Below are 21,389 nucleotides of genomic sequence, written 5' to 3'. Positions count from 1 at the left end.
GGGACATACGAAAAAGGCGCACCGGAGAGCCGGTGCGCCTTTTCACGTCTCGCCGTCAGCGGCGGCGCATCACCAGGTCGCGGACCTCTTTGAGCGCGGCGTCGACCTCGGCCTCGAAGTAGCCGCCGGGCACCAGGTTGAAGTGCGACGGGTCGAGGTCGCCGTCGGTGAGCGGGCCACCACGGCCGGACAGCGACGCCATGACGCCCTCGAACAGCCGGTCGACCTGCGCGCGGTCGTAGCCACTGCCGAAGCGGCGCAGCTGGAACGTGCGGCGCAGCTGGTCGATGCGGGCCACCTCGGTCGACTGGTGCTGCACGGGCGCCGCCTGGGGCGGGCCACCATACGGGTCGCCGTAGGGGTCACGGTCGGCACCGCCACCGTACGGGTCGCGGTCGGGGCCGCCACCGTAGGTCGTCGGCTCGGGACGATCGCGGTCCATGCGGATCTCGGCGGTCATGTCGGCGCGCGGCTGGCGCGGCGCCTCGTAGCCCCGGTCGTCGTCGAACGCGCCACCGTAGGTGGGCTCGTCGTAGCGGCCGTAGTTCTGGTCGCGCGGCGGCGGGCCGGCCGGCGCGGGGGTGGGCCGCGGCGGCAGCGGCGGCGGAGCCATCGGCGGGGGCGCCATGCGCTCGGGCTGCATCCGCTCCATGGGCGGCGGGCCCATCCGGTCGGGCTGCTGCATGCGCTCGGGCATCCGCTCGATCGGCGGGGGGCCCATGCGCTCCGGCTGCATGCGCTCCATCGGCGGCGGGGGCATGCGCTCGGGCTGCATCCGCTCGGGCGCCATGCGCAGCTCGCCGCTGCGGGAGTCGAGGGCCCGGCCGAAGCCGCCGCCGCCGCGCTCCTCCAGCTCGGCCAGCTGCCGCTCGACCCGGTCGAGGTGCAGGTCGACCTGCCACTCGTCATAGCCGCCGAAGCGCACCCGGAAGACCACGTCGTGGACCTCCTGTGCGCTCACCGGCGCACCCATAGGGTCACCGGAGAGGGTGGCCTCGACCCGGTCGAGGAACGAGTCGACCTCGTCGACCTTGTATCCCCGCCGCAGCGCACGGCGCCGGAACCGCTGACCCTGACTCACTGTGTCTCCTCGTTCGCTCGCCGTGCTAGCAAGCCTGTTTCACGCTCTCCCACCTTGCCACCGTTTGAGGCGGCAAGCTGCCCGCAGGCCCCGTCGATCTCGCGGCCACGGGTGTCACGCACCGTGGTCGCGACACCGGCGGCCCGGAGGCGTCGGACGAACTCTCGCTCCACCGGCTTGGGACTAGCGTCCCACTTACTGCCGGGTGTCGGATTGAGCGGGATGAGATTGACATGCGCGAGACGGCCGGACAAGAGCCGACCGAGCAGATCCGCCCGCCACGGGTGGTCGTTCACATCCCGGATCATTGCGTATTCAATGGACACCCGCCGACCAGTGCGAGCCGCATACTCCCACGCGGCATCAAGCACTTCGGCGACCTTCCAGCGTTGGTTGACCGGCACGAGCGTGTCGCGCAGATCATCATCGGGTGCGTGCAGCGACAGCGCAAGCGTCACCGACAGCCCCTCGGACGTCAACCGCCGCATCGCCGGGACCAGCCCGACGGTGGACACCGTGATGTGCCGCTGGGAGAGCCCGAGCCCCTCGGGGGCGGGGTCGGTGAGCCGGCGGACCGCGGCGATCACCCGGTTGTAGTTGGCCAGGGGCTCGCCCATGCCCATGAACACGACCCGCGACAGCCGGTCGGGGCTGCCGGGCAGCACCCCGCGCGCGGCCATCCCGGCGAACCAGACGACCTGGTCGACGATCTCCGCGGTGGACAGGTTGCGGGTCAGGCCGGCCTGGCCGGTGGCGCAGAAGGGGCACGCCATCCCGCAGCCCGCCTGGCTCGACACGCACACCGTCACGCGGTCTGGATACCCCATGAGGACGCTCTCGACGAGGGAGCCGTCGTGAAGCCGCCACAAGGTCTTGCGGGTCGCCCCGTCGTCGGTGGCCTTCTCGTGTACGGGCTGCAGCAGGCGGGGCAGGAGCGCCCCGGCGATGGTGTCCCTGCTGCGGGCCGGAAGATCCGTCATGTCGGCCGGGTCGCGGACCAGGCGGCCGAAGTAGTGCGCGGAGACCTGTCCCGCGCGGAACGCCTGCTCCCCGAGCTCGGCGACGGCGGCACGGCGCCCGGCGAGATCGAGGTCGGCCAGGTGCCGAGGTGGCATGGTCGCACGGCGGCCGTCACTGGTCGTGCCGGTCGCCGTGGATGCGAGGTTCAAAACGGGGAGCTGTGTCATGACGTCTTCAAGTGTCCCATGCCGAGTCGCGTGATCTTCAGTACCGCTGGCCAAGGGCACTAGGACGGGGGCACCAGGAACGCGAGGACGGCGTATGCGGTCGGCAGGGCGAGCAGGATCGAGTCGAGCCGGTCCATCAGCCCGCCGTGCCCGGGCAGCAGGTTGCTCATGTCCTTGACGCCCAGATCGCGCTTGATCAACGACTCGCCCAGGTCGCCGAGCACCGACGCGGCCGAGACCGCGACGCCGAAGACGACGCCGTGCCACCAGGTGGCGCCGGACAGCAGCAGCGGGATCGCCACGGCGCTGCCGGCACCGGTCCACACGACCGACCCCGCGAAGCCCTCCCACGACTTCGCCGGGCTCACGGACGGCGCCATCGGGTGCTTGCCGAGGAAGACACCCGTCGCATAACCGCCCGTATCGGACAGGACGACGGCGACGATCGTCACCAGGACCCGTACCGCGCCGTCGGACACCGTCTGCCCGGGGTGCGCGAGCAGGGCGGCGAACGCTCCCAGGAACGGCACGTAGACCGCGATCAGGGCGCCCGCGGTGACGTCGCGCTGGTAGTCGCGGGCGCCGTCGAAGAACCGCCACACGAACACGGCCAGCAGCGTCCCGAGCAGGCCGACGGGCAGCATGTCGGCGCCGCCGAACCACGCGAGCGCCACCATGCACGGCCCGCCGATCAGCAGCGGTACCAGCGGCGGGCGGGCCTTGTTCACGCTGACGGCCCGGACCATCTCCCAGATGCCGACCATGACGGCCGCCACGACCAGGACGAGGAACGCCGGGATCCACACGAAGAGCGAGCCGATGACCGCACCGCCGAGCGCCACGCCGACGCCGATGGCGGCCGGCAGGTTGCGCCCGGCGCGGCGCTTGGGCTTCTGCTCGGGTTGCGCGGGTGCTTCTTGCTCTGGCATAGACGCCTCGGGCGCGGCATCAGCGTGCCGCGCCCTGGTCGAAGGGTTACCGGGGGGCGTCATCAGACCTCGAGGAGCTCTGATTCCTTGTGCTTGAGCAGCTCGTCGATCTGGGCGACGAACCGGGCGGTCAGGTCGTCGAGCTCCTTCTCGCCGCGGCGCCCGTCGTCCTCGCCCGCCTCGCCGTCCTTGACGATGCGGTCGATCTCCTCTTTCGCCTTACGGCGAACGTTGCGCACGGCGATCTTGGCTTCCTCGGCCTTGTGCCGCGCCACCTTGATCATCTCGCGACGGCGTTCCTCGGTCATCTGCGGCAGGTTGATCCGGATCTGGGTGCCCTCGTTGTTGGGGTTGACCCCCAGGTCCGAGTCGCGGATCGCCCTCTCCATCGCGCCGATCACGCTGGCGTCGTACGGCTTGATGATCGCCATACGCGGCTCCGGGACGGCGATCGACGACATCTGCGGCAGCGGGGTGGGCGTGCCGTAGTAGTCGACCATCACCTTGCCGAACATCGCCGGGGTGGCTCGGCCGGTCCGGATGACCGCGAACTCCTCCTTGGCGTGCTCGACCGCGCGCTCCATCTTCTCTTCGGCCTCGAAGAGAGCTTCTTCGATCACGTGGACTTTCCTCCTCGATCCGGGACGTGCTCGGCGGTGATGAGCGTGCCGATCCTCTCACCACTCAGCGCGCGAGCCACGCTGTCCTCCCCCTCGGCGCCGAACACGAGCATCGGCAGCGCGTTTTCCTGGCAGAGGCTGAATGCGGTCTGGTCGACCACCCGAAGCCCCTGGAGCAGGGCCTCGGCGAACGTCAGGCTGTCGAGCTTGCGTGCCGTCGGGTCGGTGCGCGGGTCGGCCGTGTACACACCGTCGACCCCGTTCTTGCTCATCAGGACCGTGTGGGCGTGGATCTCCAGCGCCCGCTGCACGGCGACGGTGTCGGTCGAGAAGTACGGCATGCCGGCGCCGGCGCCGAAGATGACGACTCGGCCCTTCTCCAGGTGCCGGATGGCGCGGCGCGGGATGTACGGCTCCGCGACCTGGGCCATGCTGATCGCGCTCTGCACCCGCGTGTCGATGCCTTCCTTCTCCAGGAAGTCCTGCAGGGCGAGGCAGTTCATGACGGTGCCGAGCATCCCCATGTAGTCCGCGCGGGACCGGTCCATGCCGGCCCGGGACAGCTCCGCGCCGCGGAAGAAGTTGCCGCCACCGACGACGACGGCCACCTGGACGCCGCGCCGGACCACGGTCGCGATCTGGCGGGCCATGTGCCGCACCACGTTCGGGTCGACGCCGACCGCGCCACCGCCGAACACCTCACCGGAGAGCTTCAGCACGACGCGCCGCACCCCGATCGGGGCCGGCGTCAGTGCCTGCCTTGCCGCTTCCACAGCGGTGTGCGTCATATGGGCTACCTCTCCGGCTCTTTCGGATATGACTAGGGGGTCCCGGCATCCAGTGTGGATTCCGTGACCCCCTCCGTGCCCTGCTATCAGGCCTGGCCGACCTCGAAGTGGACGAACCTCGTCACCTCGATGCCGGCTTCTGCCAGCACCTGCTTCACGGTCTTCTTGTTGTCGCTGACCGACGGCTGCTCGATGAGGACGAAGTCCTTGAAGAAGCCGTTGACCCGGCCCTCGATGATCTTCGGCAGGGCGCCTTCCGGCTTGCCCTCCTCGCGAGCGGTCTGCTCGGCGATGCGCCGCTCCGACTCCACGACGTCCGCCGGGACGGCGTCGCGGGTCAGGTACTTCGGCCGCATGGCCGCGATCTGCATCGCGACACCACGGGCGTCGGCCACGGCGGCCTCGTCGTCCTTGCCGGTGAACTCGACGGCCACGCCGACCTGCGGGGGCAGGTCCGGGCTCTTGCGGTGCATGTAGATCGCCACCGGCGAACCCAGCACCGCGATGCGGTTGATGACGAGCTTCTCGCCGATGCGGGCCGACTCGGTCTGGATCAGCTCGGCCACCGTGCTGTCGCCGAGCTTGGAGCCCAGCAGCGCCTCGACGTCGGCCGGCTTGGTCTCGTCGACGTGCTTGGCCAGCTTCTGGCCCAGCTCGACGAACGCCTCGTTCTTGGCGACGAAGTCGGTCTCACAGTTGATCTCGACGAGACCCGAGCCGACGTGCGCGACGAGGCCGTTGGCGGTGGTGCGCCCGGCACGCTTGCCGACGTCCTTCGCGCCCTTGATGCGCAGCAGCTCGACGGCCTTGTCGAAGTCGCCCTCGGCCTCCTCGAGCGCCTTCTTGCAGTCCATCATGCCGGAGCCGGTCAGATCGCGGAGTCGCTTGACGTCCGCGGCGGTGAAGTTGGACATGACTCTCTCTCGCTTGAGTTCGCCTTGACGGCTCGCTGTCAGGCCTGGGTGGGTTCGGCGGCGGGAGCGGCGTCGTCGGGCTTGGCACCCTCGAGCAGCTCACGCTCCCACTCGGCGAGCGGCTCGTCGCCGGCCACGACGCCCGGCTCGGGCTTCTGGTCGGCACGGGTGGCGCGGCCCGACCGGGCGATGAGCCCGTCCGCGACCGCGTCCGCGACCACGCGGGTCAGCAGGGCGGCGGAGCGGATGGCGTCGTCGTTGCCCGGGATCGGGAAGTCGACCTCGTCGGGGTCGCAGTTGGTGTCGAGCACGGCGATGACCGGGATACCCAGCTTGCGGGCCTCGTCAACCGCGATGTGCTCCTTCTTGGTGTCGATGACCCAGATCGCCGACGGGAGCTTCTGCATGTCGCGCAGACCACCGAGCGTGCGGCTCAGCTTGGTCTGCTCGCGCGACAGCTGCAGGGTCTCCTTCTTGGTGTAGCCCTGCGCGGTGCCGGTGAGGTCGAGGGACTCGAGCTCCTTCATCCGCTGCAGCCGCTTGTAGACGGTCTGGAAGTTGGTCAGCATGCCACCCAGCCAGCGGTGGTTGACATACGGCTGACCGACACGCGTCGCCTGCTCGGCGATCGCCTCCTGCGCCTGCTTCTTCGTGCCCACGAACAGCACCGAGCCGCCCTCGGCGACGGTGTTGCGGATGTAGTCGTAGGCCTTGTCGATGTAGTCCAGCGTCTGGCGCAGGTCGATGATGTAGATACCGTTGCGCTCCGTGAAGATGAAGCGCTTCATCTTCGGGTTCCAACGGCGGGTCTGGTGCCCGAAGTGCACGCCGCTTTCCAGCAGCTGGCGCATGGTCACAGCCATGTTCGCGGGATCCTTTCGATCCTGGTTTCACGGCGGTCCGGTCGGTCCGCCGTCCTGGCGCCCGGTCGTCGGCCGTCTCACCCGAGGTCAGCACGAGGCTGCGGATCGGGACCAGGGCGGCCGCCGCCCTGAATCTCTCGCCCGGCGAGAAAAGCGGCGGGCTGCGGGAGGGCGCGCGAGGTCGACCGTGCGTGCACGGTCGCCGTCCGGAAGTGTACGCGCAGTCGCCGCCGACCCACGAATCCGCCCCCACCTGCCGCGGCAAGCCCACCTGTCGCACGCCTGCCGGCAGGGTCTACGCGGATCGCGGACGACCCGCCGGCCGGTGGCCGACGGGTCGCCGATGGTTCAGGTGGAGCTTCTGGTCAGGCTTCAGTCAGGCTTTCTGGTCAAGCGTCCGCTCAGGCGTCCGCTCAGGCGTCCACTCAGAACGACAGAGCGGTCGCTCAGGTGGACAGGGCGGCCGCGATGAACAGCAGCACCGCCACCGGCAGGTACGCCAGCGGGGTCCGCGACCAGGCCCGCACGCCCGGGGCGGAGGCCGCGGCGCCGCCGATCAGGCCGTACAGGCCCAGGGCGAACATCGGCAGTCCCAGGATCATGAAGATGCTCGCGAGGGTGCCCGACGCCTCGATCTTGTCTGCGGTCATCGCGGTCAGGAACAGCCGCAGCACCGGCACCTCGAAGATGACCGTGAGCACCACCAGCGCCACGGCCAGTCCCGGACGCTTCGACCGGTACACCGCACCGCCCGGCTCAGCGCCCGCGGCCTGCGCCGGCGGCGGCACCGCGGCGGTCAGCGTGGTCGGCGCGGCGAACGAGTTCTGCTGGCCGAAGCCGCCCGGCGCCCCCGACGACGGGGCCGGCTGGCCGAAACCCCCCGGCGGCCCGGACGGCACCGTCGGCACCGTCACCGGCGGCGGGAGAGCGCCCGCAGGCGCGCCCGGGGCACCACCGGACACCGGCCGCTGCAGGGCGCTGCGGTCGATCGCCTCGGACCGCCGCGACCGCGAGACCGACTCGGCGGCCTGGTCGGGAACCTCCGGGGCGGGCGGGAGCGGCGCGCTGAACTGCCCGCTCGGGCTGTCGCCGTACGCCAACGGGTCGCCGTAGCCGCGGGACGCGCCGCGCGGCTCGGGGACCCGGTAGCCGTCGTCGTACTCACGGTCGTCGGCATACCGCGTCGGCGTGTAACCGCGGTCGTCCCCGTATCCGCGCTCGTCGCGCGACCTGTCGTCCCGGCGGTCATCGAGGCGGTCGTCCCGGCGGTCGTCACGGCCACGCTCGTCGTATCCACGGTCGTCCGGATACCAGCGGGGTTCCGCATCCGGGTCCGGGGAGAAGTTCCGGCGTCCATCCACGGTCCGTCACGGTAGGCCCTCCGGATGATCCCCGCCACTCCGCGAACCCGGAGATCTCCAGGAAGGCGCCGGGCACGGACCACGGCGGGAACCGGATGAACGGCCTGGGAGAAGGTCCTCGGGGAACTCGGCGGTGACCGGCGTCGCATACTCGACGGGTGACTGACGCCACGCGTGATCAACTCGTCGCCCGGATGCGCCCCTTCGGCACGACCATCTTCGCGGAGATGTCGGCACTGGCCGTACGCACCGGTGCGGTCAACCTCGGCCAGGGCTTCCCCGACACCGACGGCCCCGCCGCCATGCTCGACGCGGCCGCGGCGGCGATCCACTCGGGCCGCAACCAGTACCCGCCGGGCCCCGGCGTCCCCGAGCTGCGCGCCGCCGTCTCCGCGCACCAGAAGGCCTTCTGGGGCCTGGACTACGACCCCGACGGCGAGATCATCGTCACGGCCGGCGCGACCGAGGCGATCGCCGCCAGCATCCTCGCCCTGTGCGAGGCCGGGGACGAGGTCGTCTGCTTCGAGCCGTACTACGACTCCTACGCCGCCTCGATCGCCCTCGCCGGCGCGGTCCGCCGCCCGGTGACCCTGCGCGCGCACGACGGCGGCTACGCCTTCGACCCGGCCGAGCTGCGCGCGGCCTTCGGCCCCCGGACCCGGCTCGTCCTGCTCAACTCCCCCCACAACCCGACCGGCAAGGTCTTCACCCCGGACGAGCTGGCGCAGATCGCCGCGCTCTGCGAGGAGTTCGACGCGGTCGCCGTCACCGACGAGGTCTACGAGCACCTGGTCTTCACCGACGCCGACGCGCCGCACGTGCCGATCGCGTCGCTGCCCGGCATGCGCGCCCGGACGCTGCAGATCTCCTCGGCCGGCAAGACCTTCTCCTGCACCGGCTGGAAGATCGGCTGGATCTGCGGCCCACGCGACCTGGTCTCCGCGGCGCTGCGCGTCAAGCAGTTCCTCACCTTCGTCAACGCCGGCCCGCTCCAGCCCGCGGTGGCGGTCGCCCTGAACTCCCCGCCGTCCTACTACGAACAGTTCCGCGACGGCCTGCAGGCCAAGCGTGACCGGCTCTGCGAAGGCCTCACCGCCGCCGGCTTCGCCGTCCTGCGCTCGGAGGGCACCTACTTCGTCACCGCCGACATCAGACCCCTCGGCGGCACCGACGGCGTCGACTTCTGCCTCGCCCTGCCAGAACGCTGCGGCGTCGTCGCCGTCCCCACCCAGGTCTTCTACGACGACGCGTCCGCCGGCCGGCACATCGTGCGCTTCGCCTTCTGCAAGCGCGACGAGGTCATCGAGGAGGCGATCACCCGCCTCGGCCGCCTCTGACCCCGGCCGCCCCTCACCCCCGACGAAGGAATCCGACCCGGGCCACCTCCGGCGGACGCACCCCGACCCGCCCTGTTCATGAGCGCCCTCACCGGCCCGCCCATGAACCTCCGCGACCGTGGCCCTCGCGACTGCGAACACAGCGGGTGTGCCCTCCGCGACCGTGAGACGGGCGGCGGCTGTCATGAGCGGGGCTTCGGGGCGAGGCGGTAGCCGCCGCCGGCGGCGCGCGTGATGAAGCCGTGCTGCTCCAGGACGGGCAGGCTGCGCCTGGCGTCGCGGCCGGCCACGCCCGCGAGCGCCGCGATCTCCTCGGCCGAGCGGACCGTCCGCGGGGCGACGGCGTCGAGGACGCGGGCCTGGACGGCGTCGAGCACGTCCTCGGGGCGTTCCTCGCCGTGGATCGGGTCGGCGAGCTCGCCGAGGCGGCCGACCTCCTCCACGATCTCGTCGACGCGGGTGACCAGGACGGTGCCGGGGGTGCGCAGCTCGACGTGGCAGCCGACGGACATCGCCGAGGTGATCGGGCCGGGCACCACCATCGCCGAGCGCTCCAGCCGTCGTGCGTAGCCGAGCGTGTTGCGGGCGCCGCTGCGGGAGCCCGCCTCGACCATGACGGTGCCGCGGGTCGCGGCCGCGATGACGCGGTTGCGGGTCAGGAACCTGGTCTTGTGCGGGCGGGTGCCCGGCGGCCACTCGGTCAGCAGGATGCCCTCGTCGGCGATCCGCTCGAACACGGCCGAGTTGGACACCGGATACACCTGGTCGATGCCGCAGGCGAGCACCGCGCAGGTCACCCCGCCGGCGCCGAGCGCGCCCCGGTGCGCGGTGACGTCGACGCCGAGCGCGCCGCCGGACACCACCGCCCAGCCGCGCTCCGCCAGCCCGAACGCGAGCTCCGACGCGACGAACTGCCCATAGCCCGTCATCGCCCGCGCGCCGACGACGGACACGGACCGCTCCAGGGCCTCCCCCAGCCGGACCGGGCCGCGCACCCACAGGCACAGCGGCGGGTCGGTGTCGCGGCGCAGGGCGTCGGCGCCGTCGCGGCTGACGCGGGTGAGGTCGTCGACGGCCCGGGGCCACTCGTCGTCGGCGGCCGTGACGATCCGCGCGCCCAGCTGACCGGCCCGCTCCGTCATCGTGTCCGCCAGGGTCCGCGCGACCCGCTCGCCCCACGCGTCGGCGGAGCCGGTGCCCGGCCCGATCCCGGCGGCGTTCAGCCGGGTCCGGACGGCGCCCGCGAGCGCCTCGGTGACGCCGACCCCGTGCAGCGCCAGGACCAGCGCCTCCGGCGCACCGACGTCCCGCACCAGCAGGCCGAGCTCCCGGCTGCCGGGCTCGACCAGATGGGCCAGCGCCAGCCGCGCCGCCCGGTCGGGGCCGTCCGTCGCCTGGTCGATGCCGCTCATCGCCCTCTCCTTGATCGCATCTCGAGTGCTTCGCAGACGTCGCCGATGTCGGGGGGCTCGCGGCCGTCGAGGTCCGCGACGGTCCAGGCGACCCGGGTCGTGCGGTCCAGGCCCCGGGCGGACAGCTGGCCGCGGTCCATGGCGGTGGCGAGCGGCTGCAGCACCGTGCGCGGCAGCCGGAAGCGCCGGGAGCGCAGGACCGCTGACGGGACCTCCCCGTTGGACCGGGCGTGCGGCGCCCACCTGGCCGCCGCGGCCTGGCGCGCCCGCGCGACCCGCACGGCGACGGTCGCCGACGACTCCGCCGGCTCGGTGCCGAAGAGTGCCGCCGCCCGGACGGCGACGACGTCGACCTGCAGGTCGACCCGGTCCAGCAACGGCCCGGACAGCCGGGACCGATACCGGACACGCACCCCCGGCGGGCACTGGCACATGGCGTCGCCGCCCGGCTTCGCGCAGGGGCACGGGTTGGCGGCGAGGACGAGCTGGGTCCTGGCGGGATAGACCGTCTCGCCGTGGACCCGGCGCAGCCGCACCTCGCCGTGCTCCAGGGGCTCGCGCAGCGCGTTGAGGGCGCTGGCCTGGAACTCGGCGCACTCGTCGAGGAACAGCACCCCGTGATGGGCGAGGCTGATCGCGCCGGGCTTGGCGATGCCCGAGCCGCCGCCGACGAGCGCCGCGATCGAGGCGGTGTGGTGCGGCGCCTGCAGCGGCGCCCGGCGGATCAGGCCGCCGTCCGCCGGCAGCTCGCCGGCGACCGAGTGCAGCGCCGTCACCTCCAGGGACTCCTCCTGGGTGAGCTCGGGCAGGATGCCGGGCAGCCGGGTCGCGAGCAGCGTCTTGCCGGCGCCGGGCGGGCCGAACATGGCCAGGTGGTGCCTGCCCGCGGCGGCCAGCTCCACGGCCCGGCGGCCGCGCTCCTGGCCGAGGACGTCGGCGAGGTCGGCCGGCGGTCGCTGCGCCGGTGGTGGCTGCGGCGGGTCGAGCAGCGACTCGGTGCCGTGGACGAAGCCGATGATGCGGCCGAGGCAGTCGGCGGCACGGACGAGCACGTCGGGGACCAGCCGGGCCTCCTCGACGTTGCCGGGCGGGACGACGACGAGACCGGCGCCTGCCCGGCTGGCCGCGAGCACGGCGGGCAGCACGCCGCGGACCGGCCGGAGGGTGCCGTCCAGGCCGAGCTCGCCGAGGACGACGGCGTCGACGAGGCGGCCGGTCGGCAGGTTGGCGCCGGCGGCGAGGACCGCGAGGGCCATGGCCGTGTCGAACCCGGAACCGTGCTTGCGCACGTGGGCGGGCAGCAGGTTGACGGTGATGCGCTGCTGCGGCCAGCTCGCCCCGGAGTTGTGCACGGCGGCCCGGATGCGGTCGCGGGCCTCGGTGAGCGCGGCGTCGGGCAGCCCCGACACGACGAGGCTCGGCAGGCCGGGGGCGACGTCGGCCTCCACGACGATCACCTGTCCGACGACGCCCTGCAGGGCGACCGAGCGGATCTTCGCGTAGCCCATCAGAACGCCCCGCGCAGGTGCTCCACGCCCACGGTGCCGCCGCCGAGCAGGACGCTCACCACGTCGAAGCGGATCTCCCGCCGCTCGCCGGTGTCGTGCTCGGCCAGCCACCGGGCGGCGAGCCGGCGCAGCCGCCGGGCCTTGTCGGCGCCGACCGCCTCCGCCGGGGTCCCGTATCTCCCGCCGCGGCGGGTCTTCACCTCCACGAACACGACGGCCGACCCGTCGCGGGCGACCATGTCGAGCTCGCCGGACGGGCAGCGCCAGTTGCGGTCGAGCAGGACCAGGCCGCGCGCGATGAGGTGCCGGCCGGCCAGGCGCTCGCCATAGCGGCCCACGATCTGGTTGATGTTCGTCATGCCGGGAAGCCTGCCGCTGTTCGCGGAACGAGGCCCGGCGCGAGCGGCGAATCTGTGGACAACGGCCCGCATGTGGAAAACGCGACCCGGAACCGAAAAACGCGGCCCGGAACCGAAACGCGACCCGGAACCGAAAAACGCGGCCCGGAAACGGTCAGAGGGACAGCCGCCACTGCTCCTCGACGACGTCGACGCCGTACACCGACGCCGGGGTGGCGCTCTCGAGCACGAACCCGGCCCGCTGGTAGATGCGCCGGGCGGCGACCAGCACGCCCTGGGTGTACAGCACCATCTCCCGGTACCCGGCCCGGCGGGCGAACCGCACGCACTCCTCCACCAGCGCGTTGCCGACGCCCATCCCCCGCGCCGCCGGCTCGACGAACAGCAGCCTGAGCTTCGCCACGCCGTCCGCGGCCCGTACGCAGAAGATCGAGCCGACGGGGGTGCCGTCGACCTCGGCGATCCACCCCGTCTCGGTCCGCGGGTCGTGCGAGGCCGCGTAGTCGGCGGCGATCCGGGCGACCATCGCCTCGAAGGTGGCGTCCAGCCCGTACTCCGCGGCGTAGAGCGCGCCGTGGCGCTGCACGACCCAGCCGAGGTCGCCGGGCAGCAGCGACCGCAGCACGACGGCGCGGGGCGGCAGGACGCCCTCGAACACCGACCGGATCGTGTCCATCGCACCGACCAGGCGCCGCCGGTCGACCTCGCCGACGGCGGCGAGCAGGCCCGCGATCTGCTCGTCGGAGCGGGCGTCCAGTGCCGCGAACGCCTCCCGGCCGGCCGTCGTCAGCTCGATCCGCCGGCGCCGGGCGTCGGCGTCGGAGCGGGACCGGGCGACGAGCCCGTCGGCCTCCAGCCGCCCCAGGATCCTGCTCAGGTACCCGGCGTCGATGTCGAGCAGCCGGCGCAGCTCGGCCGTGTCGTGCGCGCTGCCGACGGCGAGCTCGTAGAGCACCCGCACCTCGGCCAGCGAGTAGGCCGTGTCGTGCAGCCCGGCCCGCAGCACCCCGATGAGGTTCGTGTAGTAGCGGTTGAACTCGCGTACCGCCGCGATAGTCATAGTTGACATCGTCAACGATTCTATGGACGACGTCAACGAAGTGGTGAAAGCGCAGCGACGTGGCGTCGTAACTGTGCGGAAACGCCGCCCCGGCAGGCTGGCCCATGTCGCTCCGTCACGTCGTCGTGCAGCTGCCCGACCGTCCCGGCTCCCTCGGTCAGGTGACCACACTGCTGGGCCGCCTCGGCGTGGACATCCAGCAGATGCGGGTGCTCAGCCGCGACGGGTCGGTCGCGACCGACGAGTTCACCGTCAGCGTGCCCGGCCCGGTGATCGACCGGTCCCTGCCCGGACTGCTCGAAGAGATCCAGGGCGTGCAGGTTGTCGAGATGCGGGAGATAGCGGGCGCTATCGTGTAGGACATGACCGCTCCTGCCGACAAGCTCGTGGAGCTGCTCGAGACGCTCCCGCCGACCACCCGCCAGGAGATCACCGCCTGGCTCCTCGACCGCGGCACGCCCGCCCCGGCCGGCGGCAACCTGCTCGCGGCCGCGGTTGACCTGCGCGCCGGAGCGCTGACCAGCGCGCTCGGCGGGGCGCTGCCGGCCGGCGAGGAGAGCCAGCTGGTGACGTTCCGGCTGCCCACGGAGCGGCACGCAGAGCTGCGCGCCTGGTGCGCCGAGCACGGCTTCACGATGGCGGCGGTGGTCCGCGGCCTGATCGAGCGATTCCTCGAAGACCAGCTGCGCCGCAAATGACGCCGCCGAAGGCGGGCGGCACCGCGGGCACCCACGAGGGGCTGCCGGACGCGATGCGCGAGGCGGTCGACGCCTTCGCCCGTCACCTCGCCGCGGAGCGCAACCGCTCCGAGCACACCGTCCGGGCGTATGTCGGCGACGTCGTCTCGCTGCTCGGCCACGCCGCGCGCGCCGGCGTGACCGCCCCGGGTGACCTGACGCTCGCCGTGCTGCGCGGCTGGCTCGCCCGCCGCCGGTCGGCCGGGGACGCCCGCACCAGCCTGGCCAGGCACGCGGCGGCGGCGAGGACGTTCACCTCCTGGGCGCACCGCGAGGGACTGCTCGCCACCGATCCGGGGCAGCGCCTCGCCAGCCCGAAGGCGCACCGGGACCTGCCGACGGTCCTGCGCGCCGACCAGGCGGAGACGCTCGTGACGGCGCCCGCGGGCCGCGACGACGCCGTCGGGCTGCGTGACCGGCTGGTGCTGGAGCTGCTGTACGCCACCGGCATCCGCGTCAGCGAGCTGTGCGGCCTCGACGTCGCCGACGTGGACCGGATGCGCCGCGTCGTGCGGGTCATCGGCAAGGGCGACAAGGAACGCGCCGTGCCCTACGGGCTGCCCGCCGAGCAGGCGCTCACCGACTGGCTGCGGCACGGCCGGCCGGCCCTCGCCGGTCCCGCGAGCGGCGCGGCGCTGATCCTCGGCGCGCGGGGCGGACGGCTGCAGCCCGGCGCCGCCAGGCGCCTCGTCGACGGCCACGCCAGGGCGACCGGCCTGCCGCACACCTCGCCGCACGACCTGCGCCACTCCGCCGCGACCCACCTCCTCGAAGGCGGCGCCGACCTGCGCTCGGTCCAGGAGCTGCTGGGGCACGCCTCGCTGTCCAGCACCCAGATCTACACACACGTCTCGATCGAGCGGCTGCGGTCCGCGTACGAACAGGCCCACCCTCGCGCCTGACCCGGGCAAGACGGCACGACCGGGCGGGACAGGACATTAAGATCGTGGATGTGTCCGCTCCGGAGCCGATTCCCGGTGCGCGGCTGCTGTTCTCCAACGACGCAGCGGTCGCGCAGCTCAACCACGGGTCCTTCGGCCTGGTGCCGATCCCGGTGCAGCGGGCGCAGCAGCGGCTGCGGGACGAGGTGGAGGCCAACCCGCCGCGGTTCTTCAGCGTGGGGCTCGAGGCACGCGTCGCGCACGTGCGCCGGCACCTCGCCACGTTCGTCGGGGCCGACCCCGACCTGACGGCGCTCGTCGACAACGCGACGACCGGCACGTCCACCGTCCTCGCCGGGCTCGACCTCGGCGGCGGCGACGAGGTCGTCACGACCGATCACGGCTACGGCGCCGTCGACCTCGCCGTCGACGTGCTCTGCCGCAGGACCGGCGCGAGCCGCCGGGTGGCCCGCGTGCCGCTCGCCGACGATGACGACGCCGTGGTCGCGGCGGTGCTGGACGCGGTGACGGGCAGGACCCGGCTCGTGATCGTCGACCACATCACGGCGGCGACGGCGCGGGTCCTGCCGGTCCGCAGGATCGTCGAGGCGATCCGCGGCCGCGCCGGTGAGCGGGTCGCGGTCCTCGTCGACGCGGCGCACGCGCCGGGGGTGCTGCCGGACCCGGTGGCCGGGTTCGGCGCGGACTTCTGGGTCGGCAACCTCCACAAGTGGGCCTACGCGCCCCGCGGCACCGCCCTGCTGTCCGTGGCGCCGCGCTGGCGGGAGCGGATGCGGTCGCTGGTGGTGTCGTGGAGCGAGGAGGCGGGCTTCCCCGACAGCCTGGAGTGGCTCGGTGCGCACGACTACACGCCCTGGCTCGCCGCGCCCACGGGCCTGTTCGTCCTGCGGTCGCTCGGCGTCGACGCGGTCCGGCGGCACAACGCGGCGCTCGCCGAGCACGGGCAGGCCCTGCTCGCCGAGGCCCTGGACGTGACCGTCCCACCCGGGACGGGCCTGCCGATGACCGTCGTGCCGCTGCCGCAGGGCGCGGGCGCCGACCAGGCGGCGGCGACCGCGCTGCGGCGGAGGATCTCCGACGAGCTCGCCACCGAGGTCGGGCTGGCCTCGTGGCGCGGCCGGGGATACCTGCGGCTGTCGGCGCAGGTGTACAACCGCGAGGAGGACTTCCAGCGCCTCGTGGAGAGTCTGCCCGAGCTCCTGCGGCGGTCATAGCGGCAGGAGCCGCACCCGGCCGCGGCGCAGCAGGCTCAGCGGGTCGAGATACACGTCGCCGGAGCGCAGCCCCCAGTGCAGGCAGGCGGCGCCGGGGCAGCCCGCGTGGCCCGGCCGCAGGGCGCCGAGCGGCGTGCCCGCCGCGACCACGGTGCCGGCCCGCACGGACGGGTCGACGGGCTCGTAGGTCGTGCGCAGCCCACCCGGATGCGTCACGCTCACCACCGGCCGCCCGGCGACCATCCCGGCGAACGCGACCACCCCGGCGCCGGCGCTGCGCACCTCGGCGCCCACCGGGCCGAGCAGGTCCGCGCCGCGATGGCCGGCCTTGAACGGATCGGGCGGCGGCTCGAACGGGCGCGCCACCGACACCGGCGGCCCGAGCGGCCACCGGAAGGACCCGGCCGGCCCCGGCGCCGCGCGGGCGGGCACGGCGTGGGTGACGGCGGAGATGACAGCGGGGATGGAGAACGAGAGCGCCACCAGGACGAGCGCGAACAACCGCATCGGCATGCGGCGAAGTCTCGTCAGCGCCGCCACCAGCGGCAACCGGCCGTCGCCGCAGCTGTGGACAACGACGGCGATGTGGACGAGTGTGCGAAGATCGGCAGATGAACGGTGTGCGGGTCGCGCTGGCCACCATCGGGATCATCCTGCTCGGGATGCTCGCCTGGTGGGTGGTGAAGCTCGTCTTCGGCCTGGCGTTCTACCTGATCCTGGGCCTGATCGTGATCGCCGGCGGGGCTTATCTCTTCACGAGGGCGACACGGCCGACCCGGCGCCGGTAGGACGGCGCCGGGGCAGCCCGCCGCAGGTCAGCTGCCGAAGCCGTTGTCGGGCAGCGAGATGTCGGGCTTCTCGAGCTCCTCGACGTTGACGTCCTTGAAGGTCATCACCCGGACGTTCTTCACGAAGCGGGCAGGGCGATACATGTCCCACACCCAGGCGTCGTGCATCTCGACCTCGAAGTAGACCTCGCCGTCGGAGTTGCGCACGTGCAGGTCGACCTGGTTGGCCAGGTAGAACCGGCGCTCGGTCTCCACCACGTATGAGAACTGGCGGACGATGTCGCGATACTCCCGGTAGAGCTGGAGCTCCATCTCGGTTTCGTACTTCTCGAGATCTTCGGCGCTCATCGCGGTCCGCCTTCCATAGCCACATTGTCGCCCACTTGCGCCGGCACCTTCGCGGCCACGCCGGACGCCACGCCGACGTTACCGCGCCTTTGCCTCCGCTGCCCCACCGCCGCCACGTTCGCGTAGGAGAAACGGTGCTCGGCGCACGGCCCGTGCGTCACGAGCGCCGCCTGGTGCACCGGCGTGCAATACCCTTTGTGCTCGTCGAAGCCGTATTCGGGGTGCGTCTCGTGCAGCCGGCGCATGATCCGGTCGCGGGTGACCTTCGCCACCACGCTCGCCGCGGCCACGCAGGCGGCGACCTGGTCGCCCTTCCACACTGCGAGGCCGGGTGCGTCGAGGCCGTCGACCCGGAAGCCGTCGGTGAGGGCGTAGTCGGGGCGCTCGGCCAGGCCGGCGAAGGCGCGGCGCATGCCGGCGAGGTTCATGACGTGCAGGCCGCGGCGGTCGATGTCACCCGGCGGGATGATCACCGCCGACCAGGCGAGCGCCCGGGCGACGACCTCGTCGTAGATACGCTCGCGGGCGGTGGCCGTGAGCAGCTTCGAGTCGTTGAGCTCGTCGATCTCGCCGCGGCGGCCCTGCGGGAGGATGACCGCGGCGACCACGAGCGGCCCGGCGCAGGCGCCCCGGCCGGCCTCGTCGGCGCCGCCGACCCGCTCGAAGCCGCGCCGCTGCAGCGCCCGCTCCAGGGCCCACAGCCCGGCGGCACGGTGCACGACGGTGCGCGGCGGCGCCAGCATCACGCCACCTCCTGCAGTGACCGCAGCAGGGCAGGCAGGTCCGGCGGGTAGAAGAGCTCGCCGGACGACTCCAGCGACGAGGGGGACCACCAGCGCGCCTCGTCGATGCAGCCCCGCTCGACCTCGTTGAGCCGGGAGAGATCGACAGCGGCGCCGGGGGTCCGGACCAGGAAGAACGACTGCTCCTGGGAGAACCACTGCCCGTCGAAGGGGAACGTCACCGTGTCGGTGCGCACCGGGCCGACCAGGTCGGCCGGGGAGAACAGCAGCCCTGTCTCCTCGAACGCCTCGCGGACCGCCGCCTCCAGCAGCGTCTCGCCCGGCTCCACGCCGCCGCCGACGGTGAACCAGTAGTGGTGCGACGGGCGCGCGGGGTCCCACCCGTGCAACATGAGCACGCGGCCGTCGGGGTCGAGCAGGAGCACCCGCGCGGCCCGGCGGTCGATGTGTCCCCCGTCGTGCGTCATACGACGAGACTACGACGTTTCACTTCGCGGTCGGCGCCGGCACCTTGTCGAAGGTCTCCGGCACACTGAGCCATTTCGCTCTCGAGAACGGCCAGAACACCACGAAGGCCCGGCCCACCACGTTGTCCTCGGGGATCGTCGCCTGGACGGGGTCCTTGTACCGGACGAAGTTGTAGCGCGAGTCACCCGACCTCGACCGGTGGTCGCCCATCACCCACAGCCGCCCCGCCGGGACGGTGACGTCGAACTGCTCCTCGCTGGGGAGGTCCTGCAGCCCGTTCTCGTCGGCGTAGATGTAGGTCTCCTCCAGGGCCTTGCCGTTCACCGTGATGCGCTGCTTGTCGTCGCAGCAGACGACGTGGTCCCCGCCGGTCGCGATGACCCGCTTGATGAAGTCCTCCTCCGACGGGTCGTTGCGCCAGGAGGCGGGCGCCTCGAAGACGATGACCTCGCCGCGGTGCGGGGAGCGGAAGTCGTAGACGAGCTTGTTGACGAGCACGCGGTCGCGGATGAGGAGGGTGTTCTCCATCGACTCGGACGGGATGTAGAACGTCTGCAGGACGAAGGCCCGCACCACGACGGCGACGATGATCGCCACGCCCAGAAGCACTGGCAACTCGCGCCAAAACGTGTTGGGGCGCTTGGTCTGCTCGTCAATCACGCCCTGAAGGGTACGTGCTCGTCACGATTGGCGGCGCCTCAACCGCTCCTGACGCGCCGAACGGGTCGAAACCGTGAGAGAAACCGCGAGTGGGGCAAGCACCATATCGGGCACCAATGGTAATTCCGGCGCTTTTGTCACGCGGGGTGCCCCTGGAGGACCCATTGGCCCGGACGCACTTCTGGGGACGTTCTTGAATGTGTCGGGCACCGGCAGCCATCCCCAGCGGTCACTGGGCCACAGGATGACGAAGGCCCGCCCGATGACGTTCTCGATCGGCACCTGCCCCTGGCAGCGGGAGTCCTGCGAGACGCCGCGGTGGTCGCCCATCACGAACATCTGTCCCGGCTCGACCTTGATCGGGCCGAACCGGCGGGCGGTGCACTGCTTCGGGTTGGGCGTGGCGTCCAGGGGCGAGTCCTCGTAGACATACGCCGACTCGTCCAGCGGGTAGCCGTTGACGAAGACGCGGCCCTGCACGTCGCAGCAGGAGACGGTGTCGCCGGGCAGGCCGATGACCCGCTTGATGAAGTCCTTCTCGCCGGGCTGGCTGAAGCCGACGAGGTCGCCGACGGTGCGGCCGAGCTCGGCGAAGAAGCCGGCGTCCTTGTCGACCTGGTTCTCCGGCGCCCAGTTGGCCGGGCCCTCGAACACGACGACCTCGCCGCGCTGGGGCTCCCGGATGTCGTACAGCACCTTGTTGACCAGGACCCGGTCGCCGACGAGGAGGGTGTTCTCCATCGAGCCGGACGGGATGAAGAACGCCTGCACCAGGAAGGTGCGGATGAGCACCGCGAGGCAGAACGCGACGATCAGCAGCAGCGGCAGCTCCTGCCACAGCGGCATGTTCTTGCGCTTGCGGCGGACCTTGCTGCTCCACGAGGCGGCGCTGTCGTCGTCATATCGCGCCGACGCGCCACGGCCGCGGTCGTACCCCCGGCCGGAAGCCTGACCGGAGCCCTGGCTCCGCTCACCGGAGCGGGCGCCACGGGCGTCGTAGCCGCGCTCGTCATGACCGCGGTCGTCGTAGCCCTGCTCGTCGTACCCGCGGTCGTCGTAACCCCGGTCGTCATACCCACGGTTGTTGTAGCCGCGCGCGTCATACCCCCGCGCGTCATAGCCACGGTCGTCGTAGCCACGGTCGTCGTAGCCGCGTGCGTCATAGCCGCGGTCGTCGTAGCCGCGGTCGTCGAACGCGCGGTCCCGCACGACCGGCGGCTCGTCGCGGTCCCACCGGCCACGGCCGCGTTCGGCGTACGGGTCCTCCCAGGACCTGCTGCCCCGGTTCCAGTCGCCGCGCTGGTCGTCGTCGCCGCGGTGCGCCGCACGGGCGCCGCCGCCACGGGCCTCGCCCCAGCCGTCCGCCGGGGCCTGGCCCCAGTAGTCGTGGCCCGGGTAGGTGTTGCCGCCGAAACCAGGCTGCCCACGCTCCCCGCCCTCCTGATCGAGGGGGCGGCGGCGTGGGTGTATGTCATCGCCGCGATCGTCGTAACCATCGCGGCCGTAGTCGCTTGCCATCGGCGTCAGCCTAGAGGCACAAGACCACTTTGGGGAGCCCAGCACCGGTTGACCGGAAAGCGAGTTTTCACGTGAACGACTTCGAGGAGGACCCGTCCACGGGCCCTCCTCGAAGGAAGTCGATCAAAGGCGCAGCTCAGCTGACCTTGGTCTCGCGCTTCTCCTTGATCTTGGCCTTCTTGCCCCGGAGGTCGCGGAGGTAGTAGAGCTTGGCCCGGCGCACGTCACCGCGGGTCACGACCTCGATGCGGTCGACGGCGGGGCTGTTGACCGGGTAGGTGCGCTCGACGCCGACGCCGAAGCTCACCTTCCGGACCGAGAAGGTCTCGCGCAGGCCGTCACCCTGGCGACGGATCACGACGCCCTGGAAGACCTGGACCCGGGACCGGTTGCCCTCGACGACCCGTGCGTGCACCTTGATGGTGTCACCGGCGCGGAAGCTCGGGATATCGGTCCGCTGCGACATTGCGTCGAGCGCGTCCAGCGTGTTCATCGCGGCTGTTCCTCGTCACTCAAGGCACGCCCGAATCAGTGGCGCGCGAACGTTAAAGATGATCGTGAGGTGCGCAGGCATCAGCCCGCAGCAACCCCA

General features: G+C 72.2%; 25 protein-coding genes. 6 read left to right on the top strand and 19 right to left on the bottom strand.

Annotated elements, in window-relative coordinates:
- Positions 1-55: 55 nt before the first annotated feature.
- From ACZ6TV_RS04770 to ACZ6TV_RS04735, 8 genes are all read right to left on the bottom strand, one after another.
- Complete coding sequence (locus ACZ6TV_RS04770) at positions 56-1,081, bottom strand: DivIVA domain-containing protein (RefSeq protein ID WP_465295403.1); 1,026 nt, start codon at positions 1,079-1,081, stop codon at positions 56-58.
- On the bottom strand, positions 1,078-2,268 hold the full coding sequence (rlmN, locus tag ACZ6TV_RS04765; protein ID WP_465295401.1) for a dual-specificity RNA methyltransferase RlmN: 1,191 nt from the start codon (positions 2,266-2,268) through the stop codon (positions 1,078-1,080). Before rlmN ends, ACZ6TV_RS04770 begins: the two co-directional genes overlap by 4 nt.
- 59 nt (positions 2,269-2,327) lie before the next feature.
- On the bottom strand, positions 2,328-3,197 hold the full coding sequence (locus tag ACZ6TV_RS04760; protein ID WP_465295399.1) for a phosphatidate cytidylyltransferase: 870 nt from the start codon (positions 3,195-3,197) through the stop codon (positions 2,328-2,330).
- Positions 3,198-3,259: 62 nt separating this feature from the next.
- Positions 3,260-3,817, bottom strand: a complete 558-nt coding sequence (gene frr / locus ACZ6TV_RS04755; RefSeq protein ID WP_465295397.1) for a ribosome recycling factor — start codon at positions 3,815-3,817, stop codon at positions 3,260-3,262.
- On the bottom strand, positions 3,814-4,605 hold the full coding sequence (pyrH, locus tag ACZ6TV_RS04750) for a UMP kinase (RefSeq protein WP_465295395.1): 792 nt from the start codon (positions 4,603-4,605) through the stop codon (positions 3,814-3,816). The genes frr and pyrH overlap by 4 nt, the downstream gene beginning before the upstream one ends.
- 86 nt (positions 4,606-4,691) lie before the next feature.
- Positions 4,692-5,519 carry a translation elongation factor Ts gene (gene tsf / locus ACZ6TV_RS04745; RefSeq protein ID WP_465295393.1) on the bottom strand — a complete coding sequence of 276 codons (828 nt, stop codon included), beginning with the start codon at positions 5,517-5,519 and terminating at the stop codon, positions 4,692-4,694.
- A gap of 38 nt (positions 5,520-5,557) precedes the next feature.
- Positions 5,558-6,382, bottom strand: a complete 825-nt coding sequence (gene rpsB / locus ACZ6TV_RS04740) for a 30S ribosomal protein S2 (RefSeq protein WP_344507918.1) — start codon at positions 6,380-6,382, stop codon at positions 5,558-5,560.
- A gap of 446 nt (positions 6,383-6,828) precedes the next feature.
- Positions 6,829-7,743, bottom strand: coding sequence for a hypothetical protein (locus ACZ6TV_RS04735; protein ID WP_465295390.1), 915 nt, complete (start codon positions 7,741-7,743; stop codon positions 6,829-6,831).
- A gap of 158 nt (positions 7,744-7,901) precedes the next feature.
- On the opposite strand from ACZ6TV_RS04735, the gene ACZ6TV_RS04730 reads away from it, so the two are divergent.
- On the top strand, positions 7,902-9,080 hold the full coding sequence (locus tag ACZ6TV_RS04730; protein WP_465295388.1) for a pyridoxal phosphate-dependent aminotransferase: 1,179 nt from the start codon (positions 7,902-7,904) through the stop codon (positions 9,078-9,080).
- Positions 9,081-9,262: 182 nt separating this feature from the next.
- Here the strand turns inward: ACZ6TV_RS04730 and dprA are convergent, their stop codons facing one another.
- From dprA to ACZ6TV_RS04710, 4 genes are all read right to left on the bottom strand, one after another.
- Positions 9,263-10,492, bottom strand: a complete 1,230-nt coding sequence (gene dprA / locus ACZ6TV_RS04725) for a DNA-processing protein DprA (RefSeq protein ID WP_465295386.1) — start codon at positions 10,490-10,492, stop codon at positions 9,263-9,265.
- Positions 10,489-12,000, bottom strand: a complete 1,512-nt coding sequence (locus tag ACZ6TV_RS04720) for a YifB family Mg chelatase-like AAA ATPase (protein WP_465295384.1) — start codon at positions 11,998-12,000, stop codon at positions 10,489-10,491. Before ACZ6TV_RS04720 ends, dprA begins: the two co-directional genes overlap by 4 nt.
- Positions 12,000-12,359 (bottom strand): YraN family protein, encoded by a 360-nt coding sequence (locus tag ACZ6TV_RS04715; protein ID WP_465295382.1) that lies wholly within the window; start codon positions 12,357-12,359, stop codon positions 12,000-12,002. The genes ACZ6TV_RS04720 and ACZ6TV_RS04715 overlap by 1 nt, the downstream gene beginning before the upstream one ends.
- 154 nt (positions 12,360-12,513) lie before the next feature.
- The gene (locus ACZ6TV_RS04710) at positions 12,514-13,428 is read right to left on the bottom strand and encodes a bifunctional helix-turn-helix transcriptional regulator/GNAT family N-acetyltransferase (RefSeq protein WP_465295380.1); all 915 of its coding nucleotides are present in this window, start codon (positions 13,426-13,428) and stop codon (positions 12,514-12,516) included.
- Positions 13,429-13,523: 95 nt separating this feature from the next.
- Between ACZ6TV_RS04710 and ACZ6TV_RS04705 the strand changes: the two genes are divergently transcribed.
- The 4 genes from ACZ6TV_RS04705 to ACZ6TV_RS04690 are packed head-to-tail and all read left to right on the top strand — an operon-like array spanning position 13,524 to position 16,272.
- Positions 13,524-13,778: an ACT domain-containing protein gene (locus ACZ6TV_RS04705; protein ID WP_465295378.1), complete on the top strand. Its 255-nt coding sequence runs from the start codon at positions 13,524-13,526 to the stop codon at positions 13,776-13,778.
- Between the two features lie 3 nt (positions 13,779-13,781).
- Positions 13,782-14,117: a hypothetical protein gene (locus ACZ6TV_RS04700; protein WP_465295376.1), complete on the top strand. Its 336-nt coding sequence runs from the start codon at positions 13,782-13,784 to the stop codon at positions 14,115-14,117.
- A complete protein-coding gene (locus tag ACZ6TV_RS04695; protein WP_465295374.1) occupies positions 14,114-15,058 on the top strand; it encodes a tyrosine recombinase XerC in 945 nt (314 codons plus the stop codon). The genes ACZ6TV_RS04700 and ACZ6TV_RS04695 overlap by 4 nt, the downstream gene beginning before the upstream one ends.
- 50 nt (positions 15,059-15,108) lie before the next feature.
- Complete coding sequence (locus ACZ6TV_RS04690) at positions 15,109-16,272, top strand: aminotransferase class V-fold PLP-dependent enzyme (protein ID WP_465295372.1); 1,164 nt, start codon at positions 15,109-15,111, stop codon at positions 16,270-16,272.
- Here ACZ6TV_RS04690 and ACZ6TV_RS04685 read toward each other — a convergent pair.
- Complete coding sequence (locus ACZ6TV_RS04685) at positions 16,267-16,785, bottom strand: M23 family metallopeptidase (RefSeq protein ID WP_465295370.1); 519 nt, start codon at positions 16,783-16,785, stop codon at positions 16,267-16,269. The two genes, ACZ6TV_RS04690 and ACZ6TV_RS04685, sit on opposite strands and share 6 nt — an antisense overlap.
- A 98-nt stretch (positions 16,786-16,883) precedes the next feature.
- Here ACZ6TV_RS04685 and ACZ6TV_RS04680 point away from each other — a divergent pair, with 98 nt between their 5' ends.
- On the top strand, positions 16,884-17,060 hold the full coding sequence (locus tag ACZ6TV_RS04680) for a hypothetical protein (protein ID WP_465295368.1): 177 nt from the start codon (positions 16,884-16,886) through the stop codon (positions 17,058-17,060).
- 27 nt (positions 17,061-17,087) lie between these two features.
- Here ACZ6TV_RS04680 and ACZ6TV_RS04675 read toward each other — a convergent pair whose 3' ends face one another.
- The 6 genes from ACZ6TV_RS04675 to rplS all read right to left on the bottom strand — a co-directional run bounded on the left by ACZ6TV_RS04675 (position 17,088) and on the right by rplS (position 21,290).
- Positions 17,088-17,408 carry a DUF2469 domain-containing protein gene (locus tag ACZ6TV_RS04675; RefSeq protein WP_190249654.1) on the bottom strand — a complete coding sequence of 107 codons (321 nt, stop codon included), beginning with the start codon at positions 17,406-17,408 and terminating at the stop codon, positions 17,088-17,090.
- Entirely contained in the window at positions 17,405-18,151 is a 747-nt protein-coding gene (locus tag ACZ6TV_RS04670) for a ribonuclease HII (RefSeq protein ID WP_465295366.1), read from the bottom strand. Before ACZ6TV_RS04670 ends, ACZ6TV_RS04675 begins: the two co-directional genes overlap by 4 nt.
- Positions 18,151-18,618 (bottom strand): NUDIX hydrolase, encoded by a 468-nt coding sequence (locus tag ACZ6TV_RS04665; RefSeq protein ID WP_465295364.1) that lies wholly within the window; start codon positions 18,616-18,618, stop codon positions 18,151-18,153. Before ACZ6TV_RS04665 ends, ACZ6TV_RS04670 begins: the two co-directional genes overlap by 1 nt.
- Positions 18,619-18,637: 19 nt before the next feature.
- Positions 18,638-19,279 carry a signal peptidase I gene (lepB, locus tag ACZ6TV_RS04660; RefSeq protein ID WP_465295362.1) on the bottom strand — a complete coding sequence of 214 codons (642 nt, stop codon included), beginning with the start codon at positions 19,277-19,279 and terminating at the stop codon, positions 18,638-18,640.
- Between the two features lie 21 nt (positions 19,280-19,300).
- A complete protein-coding gene (gene lepB, locus ACZ6TV_RS04655) occupies positions 19,301-20,125 on the bottom strand; it encodes a signal peptidase I (protein WP_465296106.1) in 825 nt (274 codons plus the stop codon).
- 808 nt (positions 20,126-20,933) lie between these two features.
- Positions 20,934-21,290, bottom strand: coding sequence for a 50S ribosomal protein L19 (gene rplS / locus ACZ6TV_RS04650; RefSeq protein WP_465295360.1), 357 nt, complete (start codon positions 21,288-21,290; stop codon positions 20,934-20,936).
- Positions 21,291-21,389 lie beyond the last annotated feature (99 nt).

The sequence above is a fragment of the Dactylosporangium sp. NPDC051087 genome (assembly GCF_055586325.1).
This window is presented reverse-complemented; position numbering and strand designations above follow the sequence as displayed.